At 71.6% G+C, this 26186-nt stretch carries 26 protein-coding genes and 1 tRNA gene; 7 read left to right on the top strand and 20 right to left on the bottom strand.

The window, feature by feature from the left end:
* Window positions 1-18: 18 nt before the first annotated feature.
* From ACLQ21_RS00215 to ACLQ21_RS00185, 7 genes are all read right to left on the bottom strand, one after another.
* The gene (locus ACLQ21_RS00215; RefSeq protein ID WP_425660277.1) at window positions 19-831 is read right to left on the bottom strand and encodes a MetQ/NlpA family ABC transporter substrate-binding protein; all 813 of its coding nucleotides are present in this window, start codon (window positions 829-831) and stop codon (window positions 19-21) included.
* A gap of 27 nt (window positions 832-858) precedes the next feature.
* Entirely contained in the window at window positions 859-1530 is a 672-nt protein-coding gene (locus tag ACLQ21_RS00210) for a methionine ABC transporter permease (protein WP_425660275.1), read from the bottom strand.
* Window positions 1527-2267 (bottom strand): methionine ABC transporter ATP-binding protein, encoded by a 741-nt coding sequence (locus tag ACLQ21_RS00205; RefSeq protein WP_425660273.1) that lies wholly within the window; start codon window positions 2265-2267, stop codon window positions 1527-1529. The genes ACLQ21_RS00210 and ACLQ21_RS00205 overlap by 4 nt, the downstream gene beginning before the upstream one ends.
* A gap of 82 nt (window positions 2268-2349) precedes the next feature.
* On the bottom strand, window positions 2350-3828 hold the full coding sequence (locus ACLQ21_RS00200) for a glucose/sorbosone family PQQ-dependent dehydrogenase (RefSeq protein WP_425660271.1): 1479 nt from the start codon (window positions 3826-3828) through the stop codon (window positions 2350-2352).
* A 258-nt stretch (window positions 3829-4086) separates the two neighbouring features.
* Window positions 4087-5289, bottom strand: a complete 1203-nt coding sequence (glf, locus tag ACLQ21_RS00195; protein ID WP_425660269.1) for a UDP-galactopyranose mutase — start codon at window positions 5287-5289, stop codon at window positions 4087-4089.
* A complete protein-coding gene (locus ACLQ21_RS00190; protein ID WP_425660267.1) occupies window positions 5286-5594 on the bottom strand; it encodes a hypothetical protein in 309 nt (102 codons plus the stop codon). The genes glf and ACLQ21_RS00190 overlap by 4 nt, the downstream gene beginning before the upstream one ends.
* The gene (locus ACLQ21_RS00185; RefSeq protein ID WP_425660265.1) at window positions 5591-8074 is read right to left on the bottom strand and encodes a family 1 glycosylhydrolase; all 2484 of its coding nucleotides are present in this window, start codon (window positions 8072-8074) and stop codon (window positions 5591-5593) included. The genes ACLQ21_RS00190 and ACLQ21_RS00185 overlap by 4 nt, the downstream gene beginning before the upstream one ends.
* Window positions 8075-8270: 196 nt before the next feature.
* Between ACLQ21_RS00185 and ACLQ21_RS00180 the strand changes: the two genes are divergently transcribed.
* Together ACLQ21_RS00180 and ACLQ21_RS00175 are read left to right on the top strand one after the other, a co-directional pair.
* Window positions 8271-8678 (top strand): DUF3054 domain-containing protein, encoded by a 408-nt coding sequence (locus ACLQ21_RS00180; protein ID WP_425660263.1) that lies wholly within the window; start codon window positions 8271-8273, stop codon window positions 8676-8678.
* Window positions 8675-9439, top strand: coding sequence for a phosphatase PAP2 family protein (locus ACLQ21_RS00175; RefSeq protein ID WP_425660261.1), 765 nt, complete (start codon window positions 8675-8677; stop codon window positions 9437-9439). The genes ACLQ21_RS00180 and ACLQ21_RS00175 overlap by 4 nt, the downstream gene beginning before the upstream one ends.
* Window positions 9440-9451: 12 nt before the next feature.
* Here ACLQ21_RS00175 and ACLQ21_RS00170 read toward each other — a convergent pair whose 3' ends face one another.
* From ACLQ21_RS00170 to ACLQ21_RS00155, 4 genes are all read right to left on the bottom strand, one after another.
* Window positions 9452-9622 (bottom strand): hypothetical protein, encoded by a 171-nt coding sequence (locus ACLQ21_RS00170; protein WP_425660259.1) that lies wholly within the window; start codon window positions 9620-9622, stop codon window positions 9452-9454.
* Between the two features lie 41 nt (window positions 9623-9663).
* On the bottom strand, window positions 9664-10140 hold the full coding sequence (locus ACLQ21_RS00165; protein ID WP_425660257.1) for a universal stress protein: 477 nt from the start codon (window positions 10138-10140) through the stop codon (window positions 9664-9666).
* Between the two features lie 178 nt (window positions 10141-10318).
* On the bottom strand, window positions 10319-11044 hold the full coding sequence (locus ACLQ21_RS00160; protein WP_425660255.1) for a group I intron-associated PD-(D/E)XK endonuclease: 726 nt from the start codon (window positions 11042-11044) through the stop codon (window positions 10319-10321).
* Window positions 11045-11235: 191 nt separating this feature from the next.
* Window positions 11236-11309, bottom strand: a tRNA-Pro gene (locus ACLQ21_RS00155).
* 148 nt (window positions 11310-11457) lie between these two features.
* On the opposite strand from ACLQ21_RS00155, the gene ACLQ21_RS00150 reads away from it, so the two are divergent.
* The gene (locus tag ACLQ21_RS00150; protein ID WP_425660253.1) at window positions 11458-12897 is read left to right on the top strand and encodes a DUF222 domain-containing protein; all 1440 of its coding nucleotides are present in this window, start codon (window positions 11458-11460) and stop codon (window positions 12895-12897) included.
* A gap of 35 nt (window positions 12898-12932) precedes the next feature.
* Here the strand turns inward: ACLQ21_RS00150 and ACLQ21_RS00145 are convergent, their stop codons facing one another.
* The 6 genes from ACLQ21_RS00145 to ACLQ21_RS00120 form a co-directional block, all read right to left on the bottom strand.
* Window positions 12933-14435: a S10 family peptidase gene (locus ACLQ21_RS00145; RefSeq protein ID WP_425660251.1), complete on the bottom strand. Its 1503-nt coding sequence runs from the start codon at window positions 14433-14435 to the stop codon at window positions 12933-12935.
* 30 nt (window positions 14436-14465) lie between these two features.
* Window positions 14466-15665 carry an acetyl-CoA C-acetyltransferase gene (locus tag ACLQ21_RS00140; protein WP_425660249.1) on the bottom strand — a complete coding sequence of 400 codons (1200 nt, stop codon included), beginning with the start codon at window positions 15663-15665 and terminating at the stop codon, window positions 14466-14468.
* Window positions 15662-16894: an amidohydrolase family protein gene (locus ACLQ21_RS00135; RefSeq protein ID WP_425660247.1), complete on the bottom strand. Its 1233-nt coding sequence runs from the start codon at window positions 16892-16894 to the stop codon at window positions 15662-15664. Before ACLQ21_RS00135 ends, ACLQ21_RS00140 begins: the two co-directional genes overlap by 4 nt.
* The gene (locus ACLQ21_RS00130; protein WP_425660245.1) at window positions 16887-17387 is read right to left on the bottom strand and encodes an FBP domain-containing protein; all 501 of its coding nucleotides are present in this window, start codon (window positions 17385-17387) and stop codon (window positions 16887-16889) included. Before ACLQ21_RS00130 ends, ACLQ21_RS00135 begins: the two co-directional genes overlap by 8 nt.
* Before the next feature lie 92 nt (window positions 17388-17479).
* Window positions 17480-18919 carry a glyceraldehyde-3-phosphate dehydrogenase gene (locus ACLQ21_RS00125; protein ID WP_425660243.1) on the bottom strand — a complete coding sequence of 480 codons (1440 nt, stop codon included), beginning with the start codon at window positions 18917-18919 and terminating at the stop codon, window positions 17480-17482.
* 106 nt (window positions 18920-19025) lie between these two features.
* Complete coding sequence (locus tag ACLQ21_RS00120; RefSeq protein WP_425660241.1) at window positions 19026-19823, bottom strand: siderophore-interacting protein; 798 nt, start codon at window positions 19821-19823, stop codon at window positions 19026-19028.
* A 108-nt stretch (window positions 19824-19931) separates the two neighbouring features.
* On the opposite strand from ACLQ21_RS00120, the gene ACLQ21_RS00115 reads away from it, so the two are divergent.
* From ACLQ21_RS00115 to pdxY, 4 genes are read left to right on the top strand one after another with little or no spacing between them, the layout of a single operon-like run.
* A complete protein-coding gene (locus ACLQ21_RS00115) occupies window positions 19932-21194 on the top strand; it encodes an MFS transporter (RefSeq protein WP_425660239.1) in 1263 nt (420 codons plus the stop codon).
* Window positions 21191-21439, top strand: coding sequence for an ATP-dependent Clp protease adaptor ClpS (locus ACLQ21_RS00110; protein WP_425660237.1), 249 nt, complete (start codon window positions 21191-21193; stop codon window positions 21437-21439). The genes ACLQ21_RS00115 and ACLQ21_RS00110 overlap by 4 nt, the downstream gene beginning before the upstream one ends.
* Window positions 21436-21954 (top strand): DUF2017 family protein, encoded by a 519-nt coding sequence (locus ACLQ21_RS00105; protein ID WP_425660235.1) that lies wholly within the window; start codon window positions 21436-21438, stop codon window positions 21952-21954. Before ACLQ21_RS00110 ends, ACLQ21_RS00105 begins: the two co-directional genes overlap by 4 nt.
* Window positions 21951-22802: a pyridoxal kinase PdxY gene (gene pdxY / locus ACLQ21_RS00100; protein WP_425660233.1), complete on the top strand. Its 852-nt coding sequence runs from the start codon at window positions 21951-21953 to the stop codon at window positions 22800-22802. The genes ACLQ21_RS00105 and pdxY overlap by 4 nt, the downstream gene beginning before the upstream one ends.
* Window positions 22803-22952: 150 nt before the next feature.
* Here the strand turns inward: pdxY and der are convergent, their stop codons facing one another.
* From der to ACLQ21_RS00085, 3 genes are read right to left on the bottom strand one after another with little or no spacing between them, the layout of a single operon-like run.
* Window positions 22953-24425, bottom strand: a complete 1473-nt coding sequence (gene der, locus ACLQ21_RS00095; protein ID WP_425661381.1) for a ribosome biogenesis GTPase Der — start codon at window positions 24423-24425, stop codon at window positions 22953-22955.
* Between the two features lie 7 nt (window positions 24426-24432).
* The gene (gene cmk, locus ACLQ21_RS00090; RefSeq protein WP_425660231.1) at window positions 24433-25101 is read right to left on the bottom strand and encodes a (d)CMP kinase; all 669 of its coding nucleotides are present in this window, start codon (window positions 25099-25101) and stop codon (window positions 24433-24435) included.
* Complete coding sequence (locus ACLQ21_RS00085) at window positions 25098-26177, bottom strand: prephenate dehydrogenase (protein WP_425660229.1); 1080 nt, start codon at window positions 26175-26177, stop codon at window positions 25098-25100. The genes cmk and ACLQ21_RS00085 overlap by 4 nt, the downstream gene beginning before the upstream one ends.
* Between the last annotated feature and the right edge of the window lie 9 nt (window positions 26178-26186).

The raw sequence follows: 26186 nt of genomic DNA, 5'->3' as shown, positions 1-26186 counted from the left end.
CACGGAGGGTGGAGCTCCCTAGAAGGCCGCCGGCACCCCGAGGCCCTCGAGCACCTCGCGCACGTGGTCGCTCGTGAGCGCACGCTGCAGCGCCGCGATCTCGGGCGCGTCCGCGTTCCCGGCGCGTGTGACGAGCGACACCTCGAACCGCTCGTCCTGCTCGACGACCAGCCCGTCCTCCTGGGGCGTCAGCCCGATCTGCCGGGCGAACGACGGCAGGTTGTAGACCGCATCGGCCTCGTCGTAGGCCGTGTTGAGCTGCAGCAGGTCGACCTCGGTGATCTTGAGCCCGCGCGGGTTCTCGACGATGTCGCTGACCCGCGCGGTGTAGCGCTCCACCGCGGGGTCGAGCGTGATGATCCCGTTGTCGGCCAGCAGCTGCAGCGCCCGCGCCACATTCGCCTTGTCGTTGGCGATCACGACGCTGCCGCCGTCGGGCAGCTCGTCGAGCGAGCCGAGCGAGCGGGAGTAGAACGCGACGACTGTCGCGTAGACGGGCTGCACGACGACGAGGTCGGCGCCGTTGCGCTCGTTGAAGTCCTCCATGAACGCCTCGTACTGCACCAGGTTCGCGTCGATCTCGTCGTTCTGCACGAGCACGTTGGGCTGCACGTAGTCGGAGACGGGCACGAGCTCGATCTCGTAGCCCTCCTCGATCACCTCGGCGGCCGCCTCCACGGCGTCGGTCATCGGCGTGACGGTCGCCGCGACCTGGATCGTGACGGGCGCGTCGGCGTCGCTAGCAGCCGCGCAGCCGCTCGCGAGCAGGGCGACGGCGGTCGCGGCTGCGGCGGCCGTGAGCCGGATGCGGTGCCGGGGGTGGGAGCTCATGGGTGCCTCTCTGGTGGGTGCTGGCGTTCAGCGCTTGTCGAGCGCGGTCGAGACCTTCTCGCCGACGGTCTGCAGGAGCAGCACGCAGACGATCACGATCGCGATGATCGAGTACATGAGGGGGTAGTCGTACTCCTGGTAACCGAAGCGGAGGGCGAAGTCGCCGATGCCGCCGCCGCCGACGATGCCGAGCACGGTGGAGTACGAGATGAGGCTGATCGCGGCGGAGGTCAGGGCGTAGACGAGGCCCGACCGCCCCTCGACCAGGAGGAAGTGCGCCACGGTCTGCCGCGCATCCGCCCCCATCGACCTCGCCGCGTGCAGCACGCCCGGCGGGATCTCGAGCAGGATCTGCTCGACGAGCCTCGCGTAGAGCGCGACGCCGACGAAGCACAGCGGGAAGGTCGCGGCCGCGGTGCCGAAGGTCGTGCCGTACAGGGCGCGGGTGAGCGGGATGAGGAAGACGACCAGCAGCAGGAACGGGAACGACCGCACGACGATGACGTACATGTTCGCGACCCGCCAGACGGGCTTGTGCTCGCGGAAGCCGCCCGGACGGGCCAGGAAGATCGTGACGCCGAGCGGGAGGCCGATGACCACCGCGGCCGCGAGCGAGAACGCGAGCATGTAGCCGGTCTCGGCGAGCGCGATGCCGATCTGGTCGGCATTCGCGGCGAGGGAGGCGAGCGCGTCGGTCATGCGCCCAGCACCCGCTGGGCGTGTGCGAGGTAGCTCGCGTGCTCGCGGCCGTAGTCGGTCTTCGCGACGGGGAAGACGCTCCGCAGCGTGCCGTGCTCGAGCACGGCGACGCGGTCGCAGATCGCGCCGACGGCCTCCAGCTCGTGGGTGACGAGCACGACGGTGGTGCCGAAGTCACGTCGGGCGTCGGCCAGCAGGCCCAGGATGCCCTCGGTGGTGCGGTTGTCGAGCGCGCTCGTCGGCTCGTCGGCGAGCAGCAGGCCGGGGCGGGTGACGAGCGCGCGGGCGATGGCGACGCGCTGCTGCTGCCCTCCCGAGAGCTGCGCCGGGTAGCGGTCCGCTCGGTCGGCGAGGCCGACGTAGTCGAGCAGGCTGTCGACGTGCTGCGGGTCGATCGAGCGCTGCAGCTTGAGCGGCAGGGCGACGTTCTGGCGCACGGTGCGGTTCGAGAGCAGGTTGAAGCCCTGGAAGACCATGCCGATGCGGCGCCGGAGGTGGCGGATGTCGCGGCCGCCGAGCGAGGCGGGATCGGTGCCGAGGATGGTGACGCGGCCGGAGGTGGGGTGCTCGGCCGCATCGAGCAGGCCCAGCAGTGTCGACTTGCCCGCGCCGGACTCGCCGATGACGCCGATGATCTCGCCTCGCTTGATCTCGAGACTGACGTCGTCGAGCGCGCGCGTCGCGCCGTAGGCGACGGTGACGTGCTCGAGGGTGGCGACGGGGTCGCTCGTGGGCATGGCTCGACCCTCTCGGGCGGTGGGATTGTTGGGCTCAGTCCAACAATAGCGCTCCAAGCATCCGCGAGCGGCCCCTGCCTCGTCAGTCGCCGACGGTGCCGTCGTACCGGAAGACCAGGATCGACCCCGGATCCTCCAGCTCGGTCGTGGCGTCGCCGTCCGTTCCGCGGGCCAATCCGGCGCTGTCGGTGGCCACGTAGATCGTCGTGCCGTTCGACTCGATCGCCGTGTCGCGGTAGCGGTTCACCGACGTCCACAGCGGCTCGCTGTCGCCGACGATGTCGTCGTCGTTGAGCTCGACCCGGTAGACGGTGCCGTCCTTGAGGGTCGGCATCAGGAACGAGTCCTGCCAGCCGGGGATCGCATCCATCGCGTAGAAGTCGAGGCTCGACGGCGCGATGGTCGGGTAGCAGATGAAGAACAGACCGGATGGCTCGCAGGCTTCGCCGGTGAAGTCGTGCGTCGATGGAACGGTGTAGTACGTGCGCAGCGGCTGCACGAAGGCAGGATCGTCGAACGACGACTCCTGGTACTGCGGCACCTCGTCGGGGATGACGAACGCGTCGTAGGGCACCGTCGTCCCGCAGCCGGGAGCAGCCGACCAGTCGCCGAAGACGTAGCCGCTGTCGTCCTTGTAGCCGGCGACGAACGGCCAGCCGTAGTTCCCGCCCCTCTCAAGGCGGTTCAGCTCGTCGTCGCTCTTCGGCCCTTGCTCCGACGAGTAGAGGAGGTCGTTCGAGGCGAACACGAGACCCTGTGCGTTGCGGTGCCCATAGGTGAAGATGTGGCTCCTGACGCCGTCGAGCGTCGGGTTGCGGCGCGGGATGGATCCATCGAGGTTCAGCCGGAGCGCCTTGCCCTGGTAGGCGGTCCAGTCGCCCGCCGCGATCTCGTCGGCCGTGGGCAGCCGCTGCGCGAGGTTCGGCCGGCATGCATTCGAGTCCTGGTTGTTCCCGCGGTCGCCGATCGTGTAGTAGAGCTTCCCGTCGGGGCCGAGGACCAACCGACCGGAGTTGTGGTCGTCGCTGGCGATGAGGCCGCTGATGAGCTCCACCGGGTCGTCGAGCGTGTTCGCGCTCTGGTCGTACGTGTAGCGGACGATCTTCTGGCGCCGGTCGATCGCGTCGCCCGGGTCGCCGTCGTACGTGTAGGAGAGGAAGACCGCGTTGTGGTCGCGGAGGGTGTCGCGGTCCTGACCTTTCAGGATGTCGGGGTGGAGCACCATGCCGAGCAGGCCGTCCTGCTCGCCGGGCGTGGCGAGGACGTCCGGGATCGTGAGGATGGTGGTGGCGGTCCCGTCGACGGGATCGACCTTCGTGACTTCTCCCGAGGTCCGTTCGGTGACCCACAGCATGCTGTCTGGGCCGTAGATGATCTCGAACGGGTCGCTCAGGCCCGAGGTCAGCACTTCCGACGAGAAGTCGTCGGAGCCCGCGGCGGGCTCGTCCTGACGGGGGTCGTGGTGGTCGGTCGAGGCGATGCTGGGAGTCACCGCGCTGAACGCCAGCGCGATGGCGAGAGGGATGGCAAGGGCGGGAACCGCCCGGGTGTGGAACGTCATGGTCCTGTGCTCCAAGAGACAGCCGAGGTCCGGCGTATGGATGCGGAAGGACCGGCCCGGGCGACTGGACCGCCCGGCCCGGGAGCGCATCCGGCCGCGGCGCCTGCGGATCCCGGCCGATGCCGGGCACCGGCAACCGATGCGAGCGGATCGCTGCTGGTGTGCATGCGGGTACCGAGCGGCTTCCCGTCACACCGACGGGGCCACCGTACGCCGGGCCGAAGATCGGGGTCAATGGGCCCCTCGCGCGCCGGCGCGTCAGACCATCCGCACCTCCCGAGTGAGGCGCTCAGCCAGCCGGTTGTCGAACAGCGACATGGCCGACGCGATCGCCATGTGCATGTCGAGGTACTGGTAGGTGCCGAGCCTGCCGCCGAAGTAGACGTCGGGCTCGGCTGCCGCGAGCGCCCGGTAGCGCTTGAGGATCTCGCGGTCCTGCGGGGTGTTGATCGGGTAGTACGGCTCGTCGCCCGGCTCGGCGTTGCGGGAGTACTCCCGCACGATCACGGTGCGGTCGTTCGGGTACTCGCGCTCGGGGTGGAAGTGCCGGAACTCGTGGATGCGCGTCCACGGCACATCCGCGTCGGCGTAGTTCATGACCGACGTGCCCTGGAAGTCGCCGATGTCGAGCACCTCCTCCTCGAAGTCGAGCGTGCGCCAGCCGAGCCGGCCCTCGCTGTGGTCGAAGTAGCGGTCGAGCGGCCCGGTGTAGACGACGGGCGTGCCGGAGGGGATCGCGTCGCGGATGCCGAAGTAGTCGACGCCGACCACGACGTCGATGCGCGGGTGGTCGGCCATCCGCTCGAGCCATGCGGTGTAGCCGTCGACCGGCAGCCCCTCGTAGGTGTCGCTGAAGTACCGGTTGTCGAAGGTGTACCGCACCGGCAGCCGGCTGATGACCTCCGCGGGCAGCTCGCGCGGGTCGGTCTGCCACTGCTTCTCGGTGTAGCCGCGGATGAACGCCTCGTACAGCGGCCGGCCGATGAGCGAGATCGCCTTGTCCTCGAGGTTGTGCACCTCCCCCGCCTCGATCTCGCCGGCGTGCTCGCGCACCAGGGCGCGGGCTTCGTCGGGGCTGAGGCTGCGGCCGAAGTACTGGCAGATCGTGCCGAGGTTGATCGGCATCGGGTACGTCTGCCCGCCGGAGATCGAGTAGACGCGGTGCTGGTACGACGTGAAGTCGGTGAAGCGCCGCACGTACTCCCAGACCCGCCGGTTCGAGGTGTGGAAGAGGTGGGCGCCGTAGCGGTGCACCTCGATGCCCGTCTGGGGTTCCGCCTCGGAGTACGCGTTGCCGCCGAGGTGGTGGCGCCGCTCGAGCACGACGACGCGCTTGCCGAGCTCGTCGGCGGCGCGCTCGGCCACCGTCAGCCCGTAGAAGCCTGAGCCGACGATGACGAGGTCGGCCGCCTCCAGCTGCCGGGCGAGGTCGAGGGGCGATGCGAATGCGGTGGTGGTCATGCGTCCAGCGCCTCTGCGGTCGGGCATGGCACTGGCACGCCGCACGTCGGACAGGGAGCGCCCGCGGCGCCGGTGTGCAGCCGGCGAGCGCGGTGGAGCCTGGAGAGCAGTGGCGCCCTCAAGAAGGGCGTCGCCGAGCTGACGGCAGCCTCGGCGAGCAGGGGCACCGCGGTTCCGGTGAGCCTCGCGGCGCCGAGGCCCGGGTCCTGCAGCCCTGCGGACGCGGCCGCGACGCCGTCGCCGTGCGCCTGCTCGAGCTCGGTGGCGAGCTGCGTGAGCCGCAGCCGCTCCCGCCAGGCGCTCATGCCGTCTCCTCGACCACTGCGTCGATGCGGGCGGCCTCGAGCAGCGCGGCCATCGACGAGGCGATCGCGTCCCACTCCTGCCGTGCCTGCAGCGGATGTGCGCGCCGGTCGCGTGCAGCGCAGTCGTCGCGCTCGACCTTGCGGCACGCTGCGGCGAACGCGGCACCGTCGTCGGCCAGGTGCACGACGTCCGCGTAGTCGGCCACGACATCCGGCACTCTCGTCGACACGACCGGAAGCCCCGCGGCGAGGTACTCGAGCGTCTTCGTCGGACTGATGCTGCGCGTCGCCTCATTGAGCGCGAACGGCATGAGGGCGACATCGAGGCCCGCCATCACCGCGGGCAGCTCGTCATAGGACGCCATGCCCGGGTACTCGAGGTTCGGGGCCTTCGGCAGGTCGGCGGCGTCGATCTTCGCCACCGGACCGATGATGCGGATCGTCCAGTCGGGCAGCTGCTCGGCGAGCTCGCGGAGCAGCGCGAGGTCGAGCCGCTCGTCGATCACGCCGACGTAGCCGGCGACCTTGCGCTCGCGCTGCGCGCGCAGCCGCCTGCTCTGGGCGTAGTGCGCGGCCTCGACGCCGCTCCGGAACAGGTGCACGTCGTCGGTGCGGTGGCGCAGGATGCTGCGGTGCAGCGAGGGCCCGCCTGTGAAGACGACGTCGGCCTCGGAGAGCAGGCGGCGTTGGCGCAGCACCAGGCCGGGCGGCGCGCCCTTGAACGAGGCGAGGTCGTCCATGACGTCGTAGACGACGAGTCCCGCGTCGAGCCGCTGCGCGATGTCGAGCGCCATCGGCGTGTAGAGCCAGACGTCCGGCCGCGTCGAGCCGGACTCGCTCAGGGCCGCCGCGAGCAGGTCGCCGTAGCCGGTCGCCGCCGGATCCTCGAAGCCGCGGTCGAGCGGGAACGCGGCGTTGCGCACCTCCGGGGAGCTGGATGCGGGCATGACGAGCCGCACGCGGATGACATCGCCGACCGGCTCCATGCTGACCGTTGCCGACGGCACGTCGTCGATGACGGGCTCCTCGACGAACCAGGTACGGGCTCCCTGCTCCGCTCGTTCGGCCGCGAGCCTCGAGATGATGTGCTGCGGGCGCTGCCAGACCCAGGACCAGCGCAGATGGGACAGCACGACCAGGTCCGGCAGGGTCGTGGAGTGCGGGGTTGCGGCCGACATGGCGGTCCTCCTGGGTTCAAGGTGCTGCGGCAGGGTGGGAAGGTCGGTGCGGAGTGCGGGGACGGCTTCGACCGCCGATGGCGCCCGCCACGGCCAGTGGTCGAGCATCGGCAGGATGCCGACGAGCTGCGCGTCGCAGGGCGGCTGCGGGCGCACGGCCGGGAACTGCTCGACCGGCATGCCGGCGGCGGCGGCCTCCCACGCATCCGTGAACGACGTGCGTGCGCGCGTGCCGTCGGCGCGGAGCGAGTGCACGCCGACCGGGTCGATGCGGCCGGCGCAGCGGGCGAGCAGCGAGTCCCAGTCCGCGGAGTCGACCTGCGGGAACCAGCAGTACCCGTGCAGCGGGACGCCGCGGGAGAGCGCGATCTCGTACTGCTCGAGCGTGTAGCGCAGCCAGGTCGTGCGGTCCGACGGCAGGCCGCGGATGTTGGTCTCGGTGAGCATGAGGGGCAGCCCGTAGCGGTCCGCGTAGTGCTCGGCGATCGCGGCGAGTCCGACGGGCCGCGGCGACGGTGAGTGACCGCGCACCTCGTCGTAGAACCACTCCGAGTGGCAGTAGTAGTCGAGGCCGAGCATGTCGACGCGCAGCGGCGGCACGTCGAGCAGGGCATCACCGCCGTCTCGCAGGAGCTGCTGCAGGAAGGGCCGGTCCGCGTCCAGCTCATGCCCCAGCGCCAGGTCGAGCACGACGTGGCGCCGGTCGTTCGCGAGCGCCGCGTACGCCGCGCCCGGGCCCACGCCCGTGTGGTGCTCGGCGGTGTCCACCCACACGTGGCGCGCATCCGGCAGCAGGGTCCGCCAGGTCTCCGCCGCTCGGCTCAGCGAGGGCAGCACCGACCGCAGCAGGCGGCGGAACCCGTCGATGCCGCGGTCGTAGGGCGGCCACAGCCCCTGGTGACCGGCGAGGAACAGCGTCGCGAACGGTTCGTTGAACAGCGTGTAGGCGCCCAGCCACGGGTACCGCTCCGCGACGGCGCTGGCGTACCGCTCGAACGCTGGGCCGAAGTCGGCGCCGCGGAAGCCGTCCGAGAGCCAGTCGGGGTAGGTCGTGTGGTGGACGAGGTCGACGATCGGCTCCATGCCGAGGGCGCGCAGGTGCTCGAGCACCCGGTCGGTCGCAGCCCAGTCGAACCTGCCCGGCATCGGCTCGACCAGCTGCCACCGCACTGGGTACCGCACGAGTCGCACGCCGGCCCGCGCCACATCCTCCAGGTCGCGCTGCCAGTGCTCACTGTGCCCTGTGGTGTCGACGGCGTCGACGCCGGCCGACGGGTGATGGGTGCTCTCGAATCCGGCCACGAAGGTCCGCCCCACCGGCGGCAGCGGGTGGAGGCCTCCGGGGCCGGGCGCCATCATGGCGTCGGCCGAGTCCCGGCGATTTTGTACCCCACTTCCATGGGGAAAGCATGGCACCGGTTCTCCTGGAATGGGGCTGTGAGTTCTCCGCGTCCGACGCTCCGCCGCTCGGCGTCTAGGCGGTCGCTAGTGTCGGGTCGTGCCCGCATCCGACCCCGACGCGCCTTTCGCGGGCTCCGCGGCGGCCTCCGCCGTGCGGTTCGCGATCGACGCGCTGCTCGTCGTCGCCTTCGCCGCGATCGGTCGGGCGAGCCACGAGTCGGGCGTGCTCGGCGAGGGCGGCCTGGGGCTCCTGACGACGGCGTGGCCCTTCCTCGTCGCGCTGGCGGCGGGCTGGCTCGTGAGCATGGCGTGGCGCGCGCCGTCGGCGCCGCTGCGCACCGGCGTGCCCGTCTGGGCCGTGACGGTCACCGGCGGGATGCTGCTGCGCGCGCTCTCGGGGCAGGGGACCGCGGTGCCGTTCATCGTCGTCGCGACGCTGACGCTGCTCGCGCTGCTGGTGGGGTGGCGGCTGGTGGCGGCCGCTGTGAGACGATCCCGCTCATGACATCGCCGCCGACCCGCAGGGAGCGCCTGCGCCGATGGAACGAGCGGTTCCTGGTGGAGGAGCGCTCCCTCTCCACTGCGGCTCGCCGACGGCTGTACGCGACGTCGGCCGTGCTCATCGTGGTCGGTCTCGCGGCCTTCTCCACGCTGCTCATCAACGTGCTCACCCAGACCGGCTTCGAGCGTCTCGACGTGCCCGTCGACGCGTGGTTCGACGGCTTCCGCTCCCCCGACACCACCGCGGCGATGATCGTGCTCGCGATCATCTTCGGTCCCGTCGCGCTGCCGATCATCGTGCTGCTGGTCGTGACCATCTGGGCCTTCACGGCGAAGCACGTGTGGCGCCCGCTGCTGCTCGCGGTCGGCATGCTCACCGGCGTGGCCCTCGCGCTCGTCATCGCACCGATCGTCCAGCATCCGCGTCCACCCGTCGCCGACATGCTCTTCGGCGCGGACCACACGTTCTCGTTCCCCTCGGGGCACGTGCTGGGCGCTTCCGACTTCTTCCTGCTGCTCGCCTTCCTGCTGGCCAGCCGCATCCAGCGGACGTGGTTCACCGTGCTCGCCGTGACGGTGGCCATCGTGATGATCGTCACGCAGGCGGCAGGGCGCATCTACCTCGGGTACCACTACCTCAGCGACGTGACAGCGTCGATCGCGCTGTCGATGGTGATCGTGGGCCTCGTGATCGCGGTCGACACGAGGCGAACCGTCAAGGCGCCGGGCGAGAAGGTCGAGGCGACGCCGATCGTCGCGGCCTGAGCGCGGGTCGCCTCACTCGCGATGCTCGCGGTGATCCTCGACGTCCGGCTCTGCACGCAGCATGTCGGCGATCTCCTCCTCGGGACGCGGCGCGATCGTCTGGTCGGCCTCGAGCTCCGGGATGCTCGGCTCGTCCGGGCTGGGGACGTGGGGCTGTGATGCGTGCGCTTCGCTGGGACACATGGCGGGTCCTTCGGTCGATGATGACTCCAGGGTAGGTCGGATCAGGCGCGAGGCCGCACGACGAGCACGGGGCAGGCCGCATGCCGCACGCACTGCTCGCTCACGGAGCCGAGCACTAGTCCCGCGATGCCGCCTCGCCCGCGAGTTCCGACGACGAGCATGCGGGCGTCCCGTGAGATGTCGATGAGGCATGCCGCCGGGCTGGCGTGCGCGGCGCGGTAGCTCACCGCGACACCGGGATGCTGGTCGACGGCGGAGCGCGAGTCCCGCGCGAGCTCGTCGTGGACCGCCGCGGCGTACTCACCGAATGACGAGACGTATCCGAACTCCCAGTTCGCCGGTCGCGGTGCCGTGGCGATGGACCACGCCCGCACCACGACGACCGGCGCGCGCAGCTGATCGGCGAGCTCGAGCGCCTCGGCCAGCGCGTGATCGGCGCCGTCAGATCCGTCGTGTCCGACCACGATGCTGTCGCGCGGTGCGGGCACCAGCTCGATGTCGTCGACCGCAACGCCCATGAAGCGTCCTCCCCTGCTTCACGTCAGCGCTCGAGCCAGTGCCACGGTGGATGCCGGACAAGCATGAAGCGCCGACGTACAGAAGTGATGTTCTCACCGCGCGGCCGCGACATGAAGGGGTCCCGCCACCCCAGTTCGATGGAGCAGCGCCACCACGCGAGGTGAGCTGCAGCAAGGCTCAGCGTGCTTGCTTCAATCGGTACTGCTGGTACGCGCTCAGGTGGATCGCGTGCAGTCCGCCCACGATGGATATGGGGATCAAGTAGTAGTTGAGATCGCCGTCGATGACGAAGAAGTCGTCGATCTCGTCCGGAGCGTACGTTCTGCGCTCGCTCCGCGCGGTCGAGAGATAGACCTTCCACGTGTCACCTGCTCGCGCGGTGGTCGTCTTCACCTGCACTCGGTGAATTGCAGCACCGCCGCACACAAGCAGATCGTAGCGGCTCGGCTCGAGCGGCCAGGAGACCTCGTAGCCACAGAGCACGAACCACGCCGCGGCAAGGAGGGAGCCGGCACGAGCGACGTGCTGAGTACCGGGCTCGGGTCCACTCGCTCTGGTGGTAGCAATCGGCTCTGTCAGGTGAGCGGCATCGATTCCGAGTCGAACGGAGTGCACTTTGACCTGAGCGAGCGCGCGCGGGCCTTCGAGACCCAGCGCCTCCATCACATCGATCCAGTTGCAGGCGCCGGCTGCCGCGGCGCGCAAGTCGCCTTCGGTCCACCGACGCTGACCTGTGAAGTGGCCATAGTCAATCTGCAGTCGGTCGGCATTGGAGCGCACCGACCGCATCGCTCCAGCGGAAGTAGCGCTCAGTCCCAGTGCACGTAGCGCCCCGCGCCAAGACGTCGACGCGCCAATCGCACTCCGCAGCTGCTCGTCGGTGTAGGTCCGCTCCCGCGCCATGGCGGGAAGCTACCGCCCGCCACCCACGGTCCAGCTCGCTCATCCACCGGCGATCCTGTGCTGCCGAAGGCGCGCCGTCGCGCAGGAAGGCGCGGCCTAAGCCTGGCCGACCGCCATCCCGCCGGGAACGCAGAGAAGCCCCTCCAGAAGGAAGGGCTTCACTGTCGACGCTGTGCTGATGTGTCACTGCGTCGGGCTGACAGGATTTGAACCTGCGACCCCCTGACCCCCAGTCAGGTGCGCTACCAAGCTGCGCCACAGCCCGTCGATCTTGCGATCGAACTGCCCGAAGGCAACTGCAACAGACTAGCGCATCCGCGGTCAACCGGAGGCACCACGAGGGGCGAACTCGGACGCTTCTGCGTTGTCCACAGGCGCCGTTCCGTGTCAGTGGCCCGTGAGACAGTGCCCGCATGTCGACGAGGACGATGGCACCGAGGAAGGTCCCGGTCGGGGTCGTGCCGGTGCCCCTGGATCCGGCGGTGCTCGAGGGGCCGCTGTGGTTGCGCGGGCCGCGGCCGGGCGACGCGGTCGCGGTGCCGGTCACCGGTGAGGAGCTCGAGACGGTCGAGCCGCTGGCGTCAATCGAGGGCGTGCGCGCGTCGGCGATGCGGGCGGTGGTCGACGTCGATGCGGCGATCGCCTCGATGCAGGCGATCCGCACCCACCTGCTCGCCGGGCTCGGCCGGCTCGCGATCGACGAGGCCGCCGAGGCCCGCCTCGACCCCGGCATCGCCATGCGCGACCTCGCGAACGAGCTCGCGCTGCAGCAGCGGCGCAGCGACCGCACCGTCGAGGCCGAGGTCGGCCACGCGATGGACACCGTCGAGCGCTGGCCCGCGACGCTGCGCGCGTGGGGCGAGGCCGCGATCGGCCGCGGCCACCTCATGGTGATCGCTGAGATCGGCGCACCGCTCAAGACGCCCGAGGCGCGGGCCGCGTTCGAGACGGCGCTCCTCCCCCACGCGAAGACCACGACGCCGGGCCGGCTGCGCGCGATCGCCCGCCGGCAGCTCGAGGCGCTGCTCGAGCAGCCGCTGACGGAACGGCACCGCGCCGCCCGCGACGAGCGGGAGGTGACCGTCACCGACCTCGGCGACGGCATGTCGATCTTCCGCGCGCTCGTCCCCACCGTCCTCGCCCACGGCATCCTCGACCGGGTCACCCAGATGGCTCGCGCGGGCGCCGCCGCCGACCCCGACGATCCGCGCACGATCGACCAGCGGCGCGCCGACGCGCTCTGCGACCTCGCCCTCACCGGCGAACCCACCGATACCGCGCTGCGCGGCATCCGCGCCCAGGTCAGCATCGTCATCCCCGCCACCGTCCTCCTCGGCGACGACGACCGGGCCGACGGCAGCGGCCCGGCCCGCCTGCGGACCGGACAGCTGGTCGACCCGGCCACGGCCCGCTTCCTCGCCGGGGTGACGAAGCTGTGGACCCGGGTGTTCACCGACCCGGTCAAGGGGCACGTGGTCGCCGTCGACGGGTACCGGGTGCCGCGGAAGCTCGGACGGCTGCTGCGCGAGCGCGACCAGCGCTGCCGATGGCCCGGCTGCTGCGCCAAGGCCGAGCACGCCGACCTCGACCACACCATCCCCTGGGCCGACGGCGGCACCACCACGATCGGCAACCTCGCCCACCTCTGCCGCCGACATCACATGCTCAAGGGCGCCATCCTCGCCGCCGGCAGGCACTGGACCGTCCGGCAGCTCGGCCACGGGGTGCTCGAGTGGACCTCCCCCGACGGGCGGGTCTACGTCGACGAACCCGACCCGGTCGGGCCACGGTTCGCCACGACCGAGGAGCTCTGGGGCACGATCGTCGGGCCATCGCCAGAGCTGCCCTTCTGAACCGGGTCTCGATACGCGCGCCGCTTCGCGGCGAGCTACTCGACCGACGAGGTGCGGCCCGAGCGGCGGCGCACGAAGTCGGCCAGGTCCGCCGACTGCGCCAGGCGCGAGGGCTCGTGCACGTACATCATGTGGCCGGCCTCGTAGTAGCGGTGCTCGAGGTTCTCGCGCAGCGCGTGCGGGATCTGCAGGTGCGCGACCGAGTCCTCAGCGGCGGAGAATGGGGTCGCGCCGTCGAACCATCCGTAGGCGAAGTGCACGGCGAGGTGCGGGTTCTGCCGCAATGCTCGCGAGAGCCGGTCGAGGACGTACACGGGTGCGTTCTCGAACTCCTTGTAGCTCCACTGCTCGTTCACGTTCAGCCCGAACACGTGGAAGGGCCCGGTGTCGCGCACCCCGAGCTCGTGGTGCAGGTAGTGCTGATAGGCCGCCGCGTACGGGCCGAGGATCGCATCCATCGACGGGTCCGCGTCCATGTGCTCCGCGATGCCGGTCGCCGCGGGCCCAGTGAAGCGCGAGTCGAGGCGGCCGACCGTGAGGCCACGATCGCGCAGCAGCTCGCCGAAGTAGCGCCAGTGCTCGATGCGGAGGTCGGCGCGGTCCACGTAGGCCTCGGAGAGTCCCGTCAACCGCGCAACGGTCGCGACCGCATCCGCGCGCTCCTCGGCAGTGAGCCGGGCACCGCGCGTGAGCGCCCAGGGGTAGTCGCGAGCCGCATACTCGCGTGCCTCATCGACGACCTCCTCGAGGGAACGTCCTTCGTGGAAGCCGTGCTGCCATGCCGTCGCCGCGTAGAACGGCAGGTACATCGCGTGCGCCCGGTCGCCGCCGCGCTCGAAGTTGGCGGTCGAGAAGTCGAGCACGCTCGAGATCAGCAGGAGCCCGTTGAGGTACATGCCCAGCTGCTCCTGCAGGTGCTGCGCGAGCCCGGCTGCCCGGGTCGTGCCGTACGACTCCCCCGCCAGGAACTTCGGGCTGAGCCACCGGCCCTCCGCCGTCACCCACTGACGGATGATCTCGGCGACCGACTCGATGTCGGCGGTGAAGCCGTGGAACTCCTTCGCCTTCTGCCCCTCGACGGGGCGGGAGCGCCCTGTCGACACCGGGTCGATGAACACGAGGTCCGAGACCGCGAGCAGCGACTCCGAATTGTCAGCGATGCCGTACGGCGGCGCGGCGAGCGAGCCGGCGTCGCCCATGACCACGCGCTTCGGGCCGAGCAGCCCCATGTGCAGCCAGACGCTCGCCGACCCGGGGCCGCCGTTGAACGCGAAGGTGACCGGCCGCATCGTCGGATCAGCGCCGTCCGCGGTGTACGCGGTGATCGCCACCTGGGCTCGCGCCTTGCGGCCACGGAAGACCTCGTCCTCGACCTTCTCCTCCCACAGCACCACGCGGCCGGCGCGCGCCGTGTACGCGAGGTCGCCGTCGGGCGTCGTCAGGGTGTGCTGCGTGACGACGAGCTCGTCGACGGCGTGCACCTCCGGCGTCTTCGCGGCGTCGCCGGTCGTGGACTTGGCCTCAGTGCTGTCGGTCACCCGACCGACCCTATCGAGCGCCGGGAGGCGTCAGACGCGCTCGATCACCATCGCCGACGCCATGCCGCCGCCGACGCAGAGCGTCACGAGCGCTCGCCGACCGCCCCGCCGCTCGAGCTCGTCCAGCGCCGTGCCCAGCAGCATCGCGCCGGTCGCGCCGAGCGGATGCCCCATGGCGATCGCACCGCCGTTGACGTTCGTGCGGTCGACATCGACCCCGGTGCCGCGGAGCCAGTGCAGCACGACGGATGCAAAGGCCTCGTTCACCTCGAAGAGGTCGATGTCGTCGAGGCCGAGACCGGCGCGCGCGAGCACCCGCTCGGTCGCGGCCACGGGGCCGGTCAGCATGAGCGTCGGGTCGGAGCCGAGCGAGGTCGACGCCATGATGCGCGCGCGCGGGCGGAGCCCGAGCGACGCCGCGGCGGCCTCGTTGCCGATCACGACCAGCCCAGCGCCGTCGACGATCCCCGACGAGTTGCCGGCGGTGTGCACGTGCTCGATGCGGGCGATCTCGGGGTGGTGCTGCAGCACGAGTCGATCGAAGCCCGCGTCGCCGTACGCCGCGAACGCGGGAGCGAGCGACGCGAGCGCCTCGAGCGTCGTGCCCGCGCGCGGGTGCTCGTCGCGGTCGAGCAGCACCGCACCGTCGACGCCGAGCACAGGCACGATCGATCGGGCGAAGCGCTGCTCGTCCCAGGCGGCTGCGGTCCGCTGCTGCGACAGCAGCGCGAAGCGGTCGACGTCGTCGCGGTCGAAGCCGTCGAGCGAGGCGATCGCGTCGGCGCTCACGCCTTGCGGCACGAGGCTCCACGGCTCGACCTCGCTCGGGTCGGTGGCGTACGGCCCGCCGTCGCTGCCGAGCGGCACCCTCGACATCGCCTCGACGCCGCCCGCGACGATGAGGTCGTCGAAGCCGGCTGCGATGCGGCCGGCCGCCGTCGTGACGGCCTCGAGGCCGGATGCGCAGTACCGGTTCACCTGCATGCCCGGCACGGTGTCGGGCAGCCCCGCCGCGTGCACGGCACCGCGCGCGAGCACGCCGCCCTGCTCCCCCACGGCCGAGACCGTGCCGAGCACGATGTCGTCGATCCGGTCGGCGGCGACGCCGCGCGCCTCGAGCGACGCGAGGAGCCCTGCGGCGAGCCTCACCGGGTGCACCTCGGCGAGCGCGCCGCGGCGGCGGCCGCGCGGGGTGCGCACCGCGTCGAGGATGAAGGCGTCGCGGTTCATCGGCCGTCGCCCTGCTCGTCGCCGGCCGACTCATGCAGCAGCCGCCCGCCGCCGACGACGGCTCGCCGTGGCGGCACGCGCACGAGCGCGTCCATGGCGTGCTCCGCGTCGACGAGCACGAGATCCGCCCGAGCCCCGACGACGAGGTCGTGCGTGTCGCGACCGACGAAGCCGGCGGCGTCCCGCGTCGCGAGCTCCATCACGCGCAGCAGGTCGTCGTCCTGGACGATCGACGACGCACGCGCGAACTGCCACGCGATGCCGAGCGTGTCGCCGGTGCCGTACGGGCTCCAGAGGTCGCGGATGCCGTCGGTGCCGAACGCGAACCGCACCCCAGCGGCGTCCAGCTCGTGCATCGGCAGCTGCGGCAGCCGCAGCGGAGCGACGGTCGTGAAGGTGACGCCGAGCTCGCCCATCGCCTGCAGCAGGTCGCGGCGCCGGGGCTCGGGCAGCTGCGCGAGCGCGAAGCCGTGCGCGATGTTCACGCGCCCCTGCAGCCCGAGCGCCTGTGTGCGCTCGACGACGAGCTCGAGCTGGAAGGCACCGAGCTCCGCAGCGTCGTGCAGGTGGATGTCGATGCCGACGCCATGCCGCTCGGCGATGCCGAAGATGCCGTCGAGCTGCCCGACGGGATCGCGGTCGATCGATGCCGGGTCGAGCCCGCCGACGTGCTCGGCGCCCGCCGCGGCCGCCTCGTCGAGCAGCGCGAGCACGCCGGGGCGCCGCAGCACCCCGTCCTGCGGGAACGCGACGATCGTCACCTCGATGGCGCCGTCGTACGCGGAAACCGCCTCCCGCACGACGTCGACGCCGCGCGTGCCGAGCTCGAGATCGACGTCGACGTGCGTGCGCAGCAGCGTGGACCCATGCCGGACGTGCGCATCGAGCACCGCCGCGGTCCGCTCGAGGCTCGGGATGCCGAGCTCGGCGCGACGCGCGCGCTCATGGCGGATGCGGCCCTCCGTGCCGCTCTTGCCGCCGTACGACTGCCACGGCAGCCCCAGCCACGACTTGTCGACGTGCGCGTGCGCGTTCACGATCGATGGCAGCGCGAGCAGCCCTCGCCCGTCCAGCGTCCGTTCCGGCGCCGTCGACGCGCTCGCGCGGTGCGGCACGATGGCGCCAATGCGATCGCCGTCGAGCTCGATGTCGACCGCGGCGCCGCCCCAGGGCCGCACGTTCGCGATCCTGGCGAGCCGCTCGATGCCGGGCCCGGGGGCGTCAGCCATCCCGGGCGTCCCGGAGGGCGCGCTCGACGCGCGCGGCGAAGCCGGTCACGCGGCCGAGCAGCCCGTCCGCGCGCGACGCGATGCGGTCGCGGTTGAGCAGGTGCGGCGGGCCGGTGCGGATGATGTGCGAGCAGGCGAGGTCCTCGCAGATGTACGTGCCGATCGAGCTGCCGGTGTCGCCGCCGGGGCCGGCGAGGCGGGCGCTGAACATGCGCACCTGGGTCGCCGGTTGCGTCGAGTGGCACAGCGCGCACATCGCGGCGATGCCGGGCCGCAGCCCGCCGGGCGCGGAGCGCACGACGAGGCCGACCAGCCGGTCGCCCTGCCAGAGCACCACGTACCCGAGGCGGGACGACTGCGGGTCGCGCCAGCCCAGGTACTCGCGCTCCTCCCAGATCGTCTCGTGGAGGCCGGGGATGGGCAGCTGCTCGAGCTCGCGTGGCGTGGCGTTCACGAAGCACGCCCGCAGCTCGGTCTCGGTCACCTCGCGCATGGCGTCGAGGCTAGCGGACGCCCCTGCGGTCGCGAGGGGTTTGCCGCCGTCGGGCCTCCACCCAGGAGAGTCCCGACGGCGGCAAGTCTGTGTCAGGCCGGCAGCAGCTGCCGGGCCTTGGCCATCTGGTCGGCCATGTGCTCGATGACGCGAACGACCTGCGACGAGTAGCCGTACTCGTTGTCGTACCAGACGTAGAGCACCAGGTGGCGGCCGGTCGCGATGGTCGCGAGACCGTCGACGATCCCGGCACGGTTGTTGCCGACGAAGTCGGTCGAGACGACCTCGGCGGAGTCGGTGAAGTCGATCTGCGCGCGCAGCTCGCCCGTGAGCGACGTCTGCCGCAGCAGCTCGTTCACCTGCTCGCGGTCGACGTCCTGCTCGAGCGTGAGGTTGAGGATCGCCATCGACACGTCCGGCGTGGGCACGCGGATCGCGTTTCCGGTGAGCTTGCCCTCGAGCTCGGGCAGCGCCTTCGCGACGGCCTTCGCCGCACCGGTCTCGGTGAGCACCATGTTGAGCGCAGCCGAGCGGCCGCGACGGGCGCCCTTGTGGAAGTTGTCGATCAGGTTCTGGTCGTTCGTGTACGAGTGCACCGTCTCGACGTGCCCGTGCTCGATGCCGTAGGCGTCGTTGACCACCTGCAGCACCGGCGTGATCGCGTTCGTCGTGCAGGATGCCGCGGTCACGATGGCGTCGCCCGGCGCGATGGCGTCGTGGTTGACGCCGAACACGATGTTCTTGAGCGGGGTCTTGCCCGGCGCGGTGAGCACCACGCGCTCGACGCCCGGGCGGGCGAGGTGCTGCCCGAGGCCGGCCTCGTCGCGCCAGCGGCCGGTGTTGTCGACGACGATCGCGCGGTCGATGCCGTACTGCGTGTAGTCGACGGTGTTCGGGTCGTCGGAGTAGATGACCTGGATGAGCGTGCCGTTCGCGAGGATCGTCGACGCCTCGCGGTCGATCTCGATCGTGCCCTGGAAGGCGCCGTGCACCGAGTCGCGGCGCAGCAGGCTGGCCCGCTTCTCGAGGTCGTCCTCGCCGCCGCGCCGCACGACGATCGCGCGCAGGCGCAGCCCCAGCCCGCTGCCGGCGTGGCCGATCAGGATGCGCGCGAGCAGGCGCCCGATGCGGCCGAAGCCGTAGAGCACGACATCCGTCGAGTCGTCCTGCGACCAGGACGGCAGCGTCGCGACGTGGTCGCGCACCCATGCGTCGAAGTCGGTCGAGGGCGCCGCTGCCAGGACGAGCCCGAGGTCGAGCGAGATGCCCTTCAGGCCCAGCTCGTCGACGATCCGGAGCACCTTGATGGAGTCCTCGATGCTCAGCACGCTCTCGCCGACGCGGCGAGCCCACTTGTGCGCCTTCAGGATGTCGATCGGTGACTGGTTGACGAGCTTCTTCCCGTGCACGTGCGTGACGACGTCGCGCTCCCGGTAGAGGCGGCCGATGATCGGCACAGCGGACTCAGCGAGGGCAAGACGGCCGAGCCACGCCTGGTGGGCGCTGTCGACTGCAGGAGACGTGGTTGGCACGTCTTCACGATAGGCAAGCGGATGTGCCGTGTTCGGCTCGAACGCCCGTCAGGATGCGCGCAACGTCACCGTGGCGAAACTTCGCGAGAACTTTCCCGCGCGAGGCTCAGTCGACGTACGACTTGCCGAGCTTCCAGTAGCCCGTGAAGGTGATGCGCCGCTTGTCGATGCCGCGCTCTCGCACGAGGTGGCGCCGAGCGCCGGTCGCGAGCGCCTGCTCCCCCGCGTTGTAGGCGTAGCCGAACTCCTCCGGCATCCGCAGCCCGCGCAGCTCCTCGAGCGCGGCCTGCCCCTCGCGCACGTCGCCGCGCTCGACCCAGCGGATGTCGACGCCCGCGGGGTGCGCGAACTCCTGGATGTCGTCGCGATGGCCGATCTCGATGAGCGCCGTGCCACGGGCGTCGTCGGCGAGGGAACCGCAGATGCCGGCGATGGCCGGCAGCACCGACTCGTCGCCCACCATGAGCACCTCGCCCTCGAGACCGTCGTCGTTGTACAGCAGGCCCTCGTCGAGCAGCACGGCGCGCTCACCCGGCTGCGCCGCCATCGCCCACGCCGCACCGGGGCCGGGATCCACGTGGCAGACGAAGTCGATGTCGAGCTCGCCGGCGTCGAGCCTGAAGCCGCGCACGGTGTAGTTGCGGATCCACGGTCGCTGCGACTCGCGCATCGCGAGGTACTGCGGGAACCACGTCGACGGGCTCTTCGGCACGCGCAGCTCGTCCTGCCCCTCGCGCCGCATGAAGAAGCGGAACCACTGGTCGTAGCCCTGCGGGGTCATCGCGTGCACCTCGTCGCCGCCGAGGGTGACGCGCCGGATGTGCGGCGACACCTGCTGGTTGGCCAGCACCTCGAGCTCGACGAACTTCGGTGCGACCGCTGCGACGCGCTCGGGTCCCGCCATGCTGCTCCTCCGGGGATTCGTGCTCGGCGGGCCAGGTGAGGCAAGCCTTACCTACCCAGCGTAGCAAGCGCGGCGTGCCACCGCATCCGCCCCTACGATCGAGGGAGCATGCAGCTCACTCCCGCACGACGGCTCGCCGCGCTCTTCACCCTCGCGCTCGGCGGCTTCGGCATCGGCACCACCGAGTTCGCGACCATGGGCATCCTGCCGCTCACCGCGGCAGACCTCGTGCCCGGCTTCGCCGACGACCCCGCGCGCGGCATCGCGCACGCGGGCTGGATCATCACGGCGTACGCGCTCGGCGTCGTCGTCGGCGCGCCGCTCGTGTCGACCTGGGCGGCGCGGATGTCGCAGCGCACCCTGGTGCTGCTGCTGGTCGTCGCGTTCACCGTCGCGAACCTCGCGAGCGGGCTCATGCCGACGTTCGAGCTCACGCTCCTCGCCCGGTTCGTGGCCGCCATCCCCCACGGCGCCTACTTCGGCGTCGCATCGCTGCTCGCCGCCCGCATCATGGGTCCGGGTCGGCAGGGCGCCGGCGTCGCGCTGGCACTCTCCGGCCTCACGATCGCGAACGTGATCGGCGTGCCGCTCGGCACCTGGCTGGGCCAGGCGGCCGGCTGGCGCTGGACGTACGTGGCGGTGGCCGTCATCTTCGCCGTCACCCTCGTGCTCGCGGCCGCGTTCCTGCCGCGCGTGCCCGGCGACCCCACGCGCAGCGCGAAGCGCGAGCTCGCCGCGTTCCGCAACCCGCGACTGTGGCTCATGATCGCGGTCGCGTGCGTCGGGTTCGGCGGCTTCTTCGCCGTCTACTCGTACGCCGCCGAGATCGTCACCCGGGTGGCGCTGCTGCCGGAGTCGGCGATCGCCTGGCTGCTCGCGACCGTCGGCCTCGGCATGACCGTCGGCAACATCGTCGGCGGCTGGGCGAGCGACAAGAGCCTCCGCCGCACCATCATGATCGCGTTCCCCGCGTTCACGGTGTCGCTCGCCCTGTTCGCGCTGCTCGGCGCGATCCCGGTGGCGCTGTTCGTGCTCGCGTTCTTCATCGGCGCCGCGAGCTCGGCGCTCATCCCGACGATCCAGGCGCGCATCATCCGCACCGCCGGCGAGGCCGAGCTGCTCGGCGCGGCCACCAACCACGCGGCGTTCAACGTCGGCAACGCGCTCGGCGCCGCGCTGGGCGGCGCCGTCATCGCCGCGGGCTTCGGCTACCTCGCACCCGCGTGGCTCGGCGTGGCGCTCGCCGCCCTCGGATTCGTCCTCGCGCTCTGGAGCCTGCACATCGATCGCGGCCCCGACACCGCCGCGCACTCCGTCATCGCGACCGTGCTCGGCCCGACCACGGCCGGCATCGAGGTGATCGACCGGTGAGCGCGCCGAGCGACGAGTGGGCGACCGTCCTGTGGGACGACGACGTGACCCTGCAGGCCTACGTGGTCCACGTGCTGATGCGCCGCTTCGGCTGCTCGCGCGAGCGCGCTCGAGAGCTCATGGAGCTCGCGCAGCGCGACGGCCGCACCCAGGTGGCGCGGGGCAGCCGGGAGGAGCAGGAGATGCTCGTCGCGGGGCTGCACGGCGACGGGCTGCTCGCGACGCTCGAGCGGGTGCCCTCGTGAGGTCATGGCAGGCCGTCGGTGACGGCGCGAGCTGCTCGATGCTCGCCGAGGAGGCCGACATGCTCGCGACCCTCGGTCGTCAGGTGCTGGGCCTGCACCGTGCCGTCATCGACCGCACCGCGATCGACTCCGATCCGGTGATGGCGCGCCTCTACCCCGACGCGTACGAGGACGCCGCCGACGCCGCCGAGTTCCGCCGGCTCGCCTCCGGCGACATCGCCTACGCCCGCATGCAGTCGATGACCCGCATGGTCGTCGACCTGGAGTCGGCCATCCCGACGGAGGTCGACGGCGACGTCGTGCAGCTCGAGGTCGACGCGGAGGGTGCGGATGCGTGGCTGCGCGCGCTCGGGGAGGTGCGGCTCGTGCTCCACGTGCGCACCGGCCAGGACCGGACGGAGCTGCCGGACGGCGTCACCGACGACGACATCGCCCAGCTGCGCGACGTGATCGACTGGGTCGGCTTCGTGCAGGCGACGCTGCTGGAGGCGCTGGATGGGAGGATGCAGCAATGAGGTTCCTGTCGATCCAGTCGCACGTCGCCTACGGCCACGTCGGCAACTCCGCCGCCGTCTTCCCGCTGCAGCGCATCGGGCACGAGGTGTGGCCGGTGCTCACCGTCAACTTCTCGAACCACACGGGCTACGGCGCGTGGGGCGGGCCGCTCATCCCCGCCGACGACGTGCGGGCGGTCGTGCAGGGCATCGAGGATCGGGGTGTGCTCGGCACCGTCGACGGTGTGCTCTCCGGCTACCTCGGTGGGGAGGAGATCGTCGACGTCGTGCTCGACGCGGTCGCGCGCGTGAAGGCGGCGAACCCCTCGGCGACGTACACGTGCGACCCGGTGATGGGCAACGCCAACTCGGGCTGCTTCGTCGCGCCGACGATCCCGCCGCTCATCCGCGAGAAGGCGCTCCCCCACGCCGACATCCTGACGCCCAACCAGTTCGAGCTCGGCTTCATGACCGAGACCTCCCCGGACACGGTCGCGTCGACGCTCGAGTCTGCCGACCGCATCCGCGACCTGGGACCCCGCACCGTGCTCGTCACGAGCGTCATGCGTCCCGACCGCGAGGCCGGGACGATCGAGATGCTCGCCGTCGACGACGAGGGCGCCTGGATCGTGCAGACGCCGCACCTGCCGTTCAAGGCGAACGGCTCGGGCGATGTCACGAGCGCGGTGTTCACGGCGCACTACCGCGAGACCGGCTCGGCGGCGACGGCGCTCGAGCGCACCGCGTCGAGCGTGTTCGACCTGCTGCAGGCGACGCTCGACTCGGGCGAGCGTGAGCTCCGCCTCGTGCAGGCACAGGACGTGTTCGCGCACCCGCGGATGCAGTTCAGCGCGCGCCAGGTCCGCTGACCCACTCCCGCTCGCCGCCCTCCCGCTCGTCGAGTAGCTGCCGGCGAAGCCGGCCGCCCCACCCGCTCGTCGAGTAGCTGCCGCCGAAGCCGGCCGCCCTCCCGCTCGTCGAGTAGCTGCCGGCGAAGCCGGCCGCGTATCGAGACGCAGCTACGACCGCCGCTCCCGCTTCTCGCGCACGCGCATGTTGACCTGGATCGGCGTGCCCTCGAAGCCGTAGTCCTCGCGCAGGCGACGCGTGATGAACCGGCGGTAGCCCGGGTCCAGGAAGCCGGTCGTGAACAGCACGAAGGTCGGCGGTCGAGTGCTCGCCTGGGTCGCGAAGAGGATGCGCGGCTGCTTCCCGCCGCGCAGCGGGTGCGGGTGCGCCGCGACGATCTCGGCGATGAACGCGTTGAGCTTGCCGGTCGGCACGCGGGTGTCCCACGACTCGAGCGCCTGCTCGAGCGCGGGCACGAGCTTCTCGAGGTGGCGGCCGGTGCGCGCCGAGATGTTCACGCGCGGCGCCCAGTCGACGTGCGCCAGGTCCTGCTCGATCTCGCGCTCGAGGTAGCGGCGGCGCTCGTCGTCGAGCTGGTCCCACTTGTTGAACGCGAGCACGAGCGCACGACCCGACTCGAGCACGAGGTCGACGATGCGCACGTCCTGCTCCGAGAGCGGCTCGGTGACGTCGATGAGCACGACGGCGACCTCCGCCTTCTCGAGCGCGGCCTGCGTGCGCAGCGTCGCGTAGAAGTCGGCGCCCTGCTGCAGGTGCACGCGACGGCGGATGCCCGCGGTGTCGACGAAGCGCCACACCTTGCCGCCGAGCTCGATCTGCTCGTCGACCGGGTCGCGCGTCGTGCCGGCGATCTCGTTGACGACGACGCGCTCCTCGCCGGCGGCCTTGTTCAGCAGGCTCGACTTGCCGACGTTGGGGCGGCCGAGGATGGCGACGCGGCGGGGTCCGCCGATCTCCTCCTTCGCGACGGCCGAGACCTCCGGCAGCTTCTGCATCGCGAGGTCGAGCATGTCGGCGACGCCGCGGCCGTGCACGGCCGAGACCGGGATCGGCTCCCCGAGCCCCAGGCTCCACAGCGAGGCGGCCTCGAGGTCCTTCCGCGAGTCGTCCGCCTTGTTCGCGACCAGCAGCACCGGCCGGTTCGACTGCCGCAGCATCCGCACGACGTGCTCGTCGGTCGACGTCGGGCCGACGTTGACGTCGACGACGAAGAGCACCGCGTCGGCGAGCTCGACGGCGATCTCCGCCTGCATCGCCACCGAGCGGTCGATGCCGCGCGCGTCGGGCTCCCACCCGCCGGTGTCGACGAGCGTGAACTGCCGGCCCGACCACTCCGCCTTGTACGTGACGCGGTCGCGCGTGACGCCCGGGGTGTCCTCGACGACGGCCTCGCGGCGACCGAGGATGCGGTTCACGAGCGCCGACTTGCCGACGTTCGGGCGACCGACGATCGCGAGCACCGGCAGCGCCGGCATGATGCGGACGGCGTCGGGGCCCTCGTCGGCGATGTCGAGGAGGGCGGCGTCCTCCTCGTCGAGCTCGTAGTCGGCGAGGCCGGCGCGCAGCGCGGAGACGCGCGCCTCCTCGGTCTGCAGGTCGTCCGCGGCAGTGTCGTCGTGCATGGTCTCGTCAGTCATGGCTCTCCTCGGTCACGAGGCGCACGATGGCCTCGACCGTCTCGTCGAAGGTCAGGTGGGTGGAGTCGACGACGGTCACGCCGTCGGCTGCGGTCAGGAAGTCGACGACCGTCGAATCGGCCGCGTCGCGGGCGGTGAGTCGCGCGCCGACCTGCGCGTGATCGCCGCCGACGTCGCCGAAGCGGCGGCGGATGCGCACGGCCTCGTCGGCGGTCAGCAGCACCCGTACGTCGGCGTCGGGCGCGACCACGGTCGTGATGTCGCGGCCCTCGGCGACGATGCCGGGCTCGGCGTCGCGGATGATGGCGCGGAAGCGCTCGTTCACGGCGGAGCGGACCGCCTGCACGCGGGCGACGCCCGACACGGCGGCCGAGATGCGCTCGGTGCGGATGGCGTCGGTCACGTCGTGCCCGGCGATCGTCACGCGCTGGCCCGCGGCGTCGACCGTGACGTCGACGTCGAGCCCGTCGAGGGCGGCGACGACCGTCGCCTCGTCGTCGGTCGAGCCGCCGCGCTCGAGGATGAGCCAGGCGATGGCGCGGTACGCGGCGCCGGTGTCGAGGAAGCGGAAGCCGAGCGACCGGGCGACGGCGCGGGCGACCGACGACTTGCCGCTCCCCGCGGGCCCGTCGATCGCGACGACCGTGCTCGAGCGGCTCACGCGACGACCTGCCAGCCGAGCTCCTCGAGCGTGTCGTGCAGGTGCCGCACGGCCTCCGGCAGCACGGTGATCTCGGCGACGCCGAACTGGGCGCCCTCCGCGTGGTCCATGCGCACGTCCTCCAGGTTCACGCCCGCGTCGCCGATGTCGACGAGCAGCCGCGCGAGCTGGCCGGGGCGGTCGTCGACGCGCACCTGCACGCGCGTGAAGCGCGTGTGCGTGCCGTGCTTGCCCGGCAGCCGGGCGACGCCCTCGTTGCCCGCCCGGAGCGCATCCGCGACGGCCTTGCGGCTCCCGGTCGCGTCGACATCGTCGAGCGCCGCGACCAGCGTCGCGAGGTCGGCCTGCAGGGCACGCAGCTGCTCGACCACCGCGGGGGCGTTGGCGCCGAGGATCTGGATCCAGAGCGCCGGGTCGGATGCCGCGACGCGCGTGACGTCGCGCACACCGCCGCCCGCGAGCCGCAGCGCCTCGTCGGGCGCGTCGGCGAGCCGGGCCGCCATGAGCGAGGAGACGAGCTGCGGCAGGTGGCTGATGATCGCGACCGAGCGGTCGTGCTCGTCGGGCGTCGACTCGATCGGCACGGCACCGAGGTCGAGGATGAGGTCGTCGACGAGGCTGCCGCGCTCGTACGAGATGGCGTCGTGGCCGGCGATGACCCAGGGACGGCCCACGAACAGGTCGCCGGAGCCCGCGAGCGCGCCCGAGCGCTCCCGCCCGGCCATCGGGTGGGAGCCGAGGTAGCGGCTGACGTCGGCGCCGAGCTCGCGCAGCTGCGCGAGCGGCACGGCCTTGACCGACGCGACGTCGGTGACGACGGCATCCGGGAACGCCGCGAGCTCGGCTGCGACGACCTGCGCGGTGACGTCCGGCGGCACGGCGACGACGATGAGCTCGGGCGCGTCGCCCGGCTCCGCGAGCCTGCCGGCGCCGTAGTCGGCGGCGAGCCGCATCGCGGTCGGGCTGGCGTCGGCGAGCTGCACCTCGACGCCGCGAGCGGCGAGCCCGAGGCCGATCGACGTGCCGAGCAGCCCGGTGCCGACGATGCGCACGGGACCGCGCAGACGGTGGGTCACGAGCGCTCC

Origin of the sequence: Agrococcus sp. DT81.2 (genome assembly GCF_049844935.1) — a bacterium.
Taxonomy (GTDB): Bacteria; Actinomycetota; Actinomycetes; order Actinomycetales; family Microbacteriaceae; genus Agrococcus.
The sequence above is the reverse complement of the archived record's forward strand: the minus strand, read 5'-3'. Positions and strand labels throughout refer to the sequence as shown.

Coding starts and splice junctions, on each gene's coding strand:
- ACLQ21_RS00215 (WP_425660277.1), bottom strand. CDS start 831: ATGAGCTCCCACCCCCGGCACCGCATCCGGCTCACGGCCGCCGCAGCC.
- ACLQ21_RS00210 (WP_425660275.1), bottom strand. CDS start 1,530: ATGACCGACGCGCTCGCCTCCCTCGCCGCGAATGCCGACCAGATCGGC.
- ACLQ21_RS00205 (WP_425660273.1), bottom strand. CDS start 2,267: ATGCCCACGAGCGACCCCGTCGCCACCCTCGAGCACGTCACCGTCGCC.
- ACLQ21_RS00200 (WP_425660271.1), bottom strand. CDS start 3,828: ATGACGTTCCACACCCGGGCGGTTCCCGCCCTTGCCATCCCTCTCGCC.
- glf (WP_425660269.1), bottom strand. CDS start 5,289: ATGACCACCACCGCATTCGCATCGCCCCTCGACCTCGCCCGGCAGCTG.
- ACLQ21_RS00190 (WP_425660267.1), bottom strand. CDS start 5,594: ATGAGCGCCTGGCGGGAGCGGCTGCGGCTCACGCAGCTCGCCACCGAG.
- ACLQ21_RS00175 (WP_425660261.1), top strand. CDS start 8,675: ATGACATCGCCGCCGACCCGCAGGGAGCGCCTGCGCCGATGGAACGAG.
- ACLQ21_RS00170 (WP_425660259.1), bottom strand. CDS start 9,622: ATGTGTCCCAGCGAAGCGCACGCATCACAGCCCCACGTCCCCAGCCCG.
- ACLQ21_RS00165 (WP_425660257.1), bottom strand. CDS start 10,140: ATGGGCGTTGCGGTCGACGACATCGAGCTGGTGCCCGCACCGCGCGAC.
- ACLQ21_RS00160 (WP_425660255.1), bottom strand. CDS start 11,044: ATGGCGCGGGAGCGGACCTACACCGACGAGCAGCTGCGGAGTGCGATT.
- ACLQ21_RS00150 (WP_425660253.1), top strand. CDS start 11,458: ATGTCGACGAGGACGATGGCACCGAGGAAGGTCCCGGTCGGGGTCGTG.
- ACLQ21_RS00140 (WP_425660249.1), bottom strand. CDS start 15,665: ATGAACCGCGACGCCTTCATCCTCGACGCGGTGCGCACCCCGCGCGGC.
- ACLQ21_RS00135 (WP_425660247.1), bottom strand. CDS start 16,894: ATGGCTGACGCCCCCGGGCCCGGCATCGAGCGGCTCGCCAGGATCGCG.
- ACLQ21_RS00130 (WP_425660245.1), bottom strand. CDS start 17,387: ATGCGCGAGGTGACCGAGACCGAGCTGCGGGCGTGCTTCGTGAACGCC.
- ACLQ21_RS00120 (WP_425660241.1), bottom strand. CDS start 19,823: ATGGCGGGACCCGAGCGCGTCGCAGCGGTCGCACCGAAGTTCGTCGAG.
- ACLQ21_RS00115 (WP_425660239.1), top strand. CDS start 19,932: ATGCAGCTCACTCCCGCACGACGGCTCGCCGCGCTCTTCACCCTCGCG.
- pdxY (WP_425660233.1), top strand. CDS start 21,951: ATGAGGTTCCTGTCGATCCAGTCGCACGTCGCCTACGGCCACGTCGGC.
- der (WP_425661381.1), bottom strand. CDS start 24,425: ATGCACGACGACACTGCCGCGGACGACCTGCAGACCGAGGAGGCGCGC.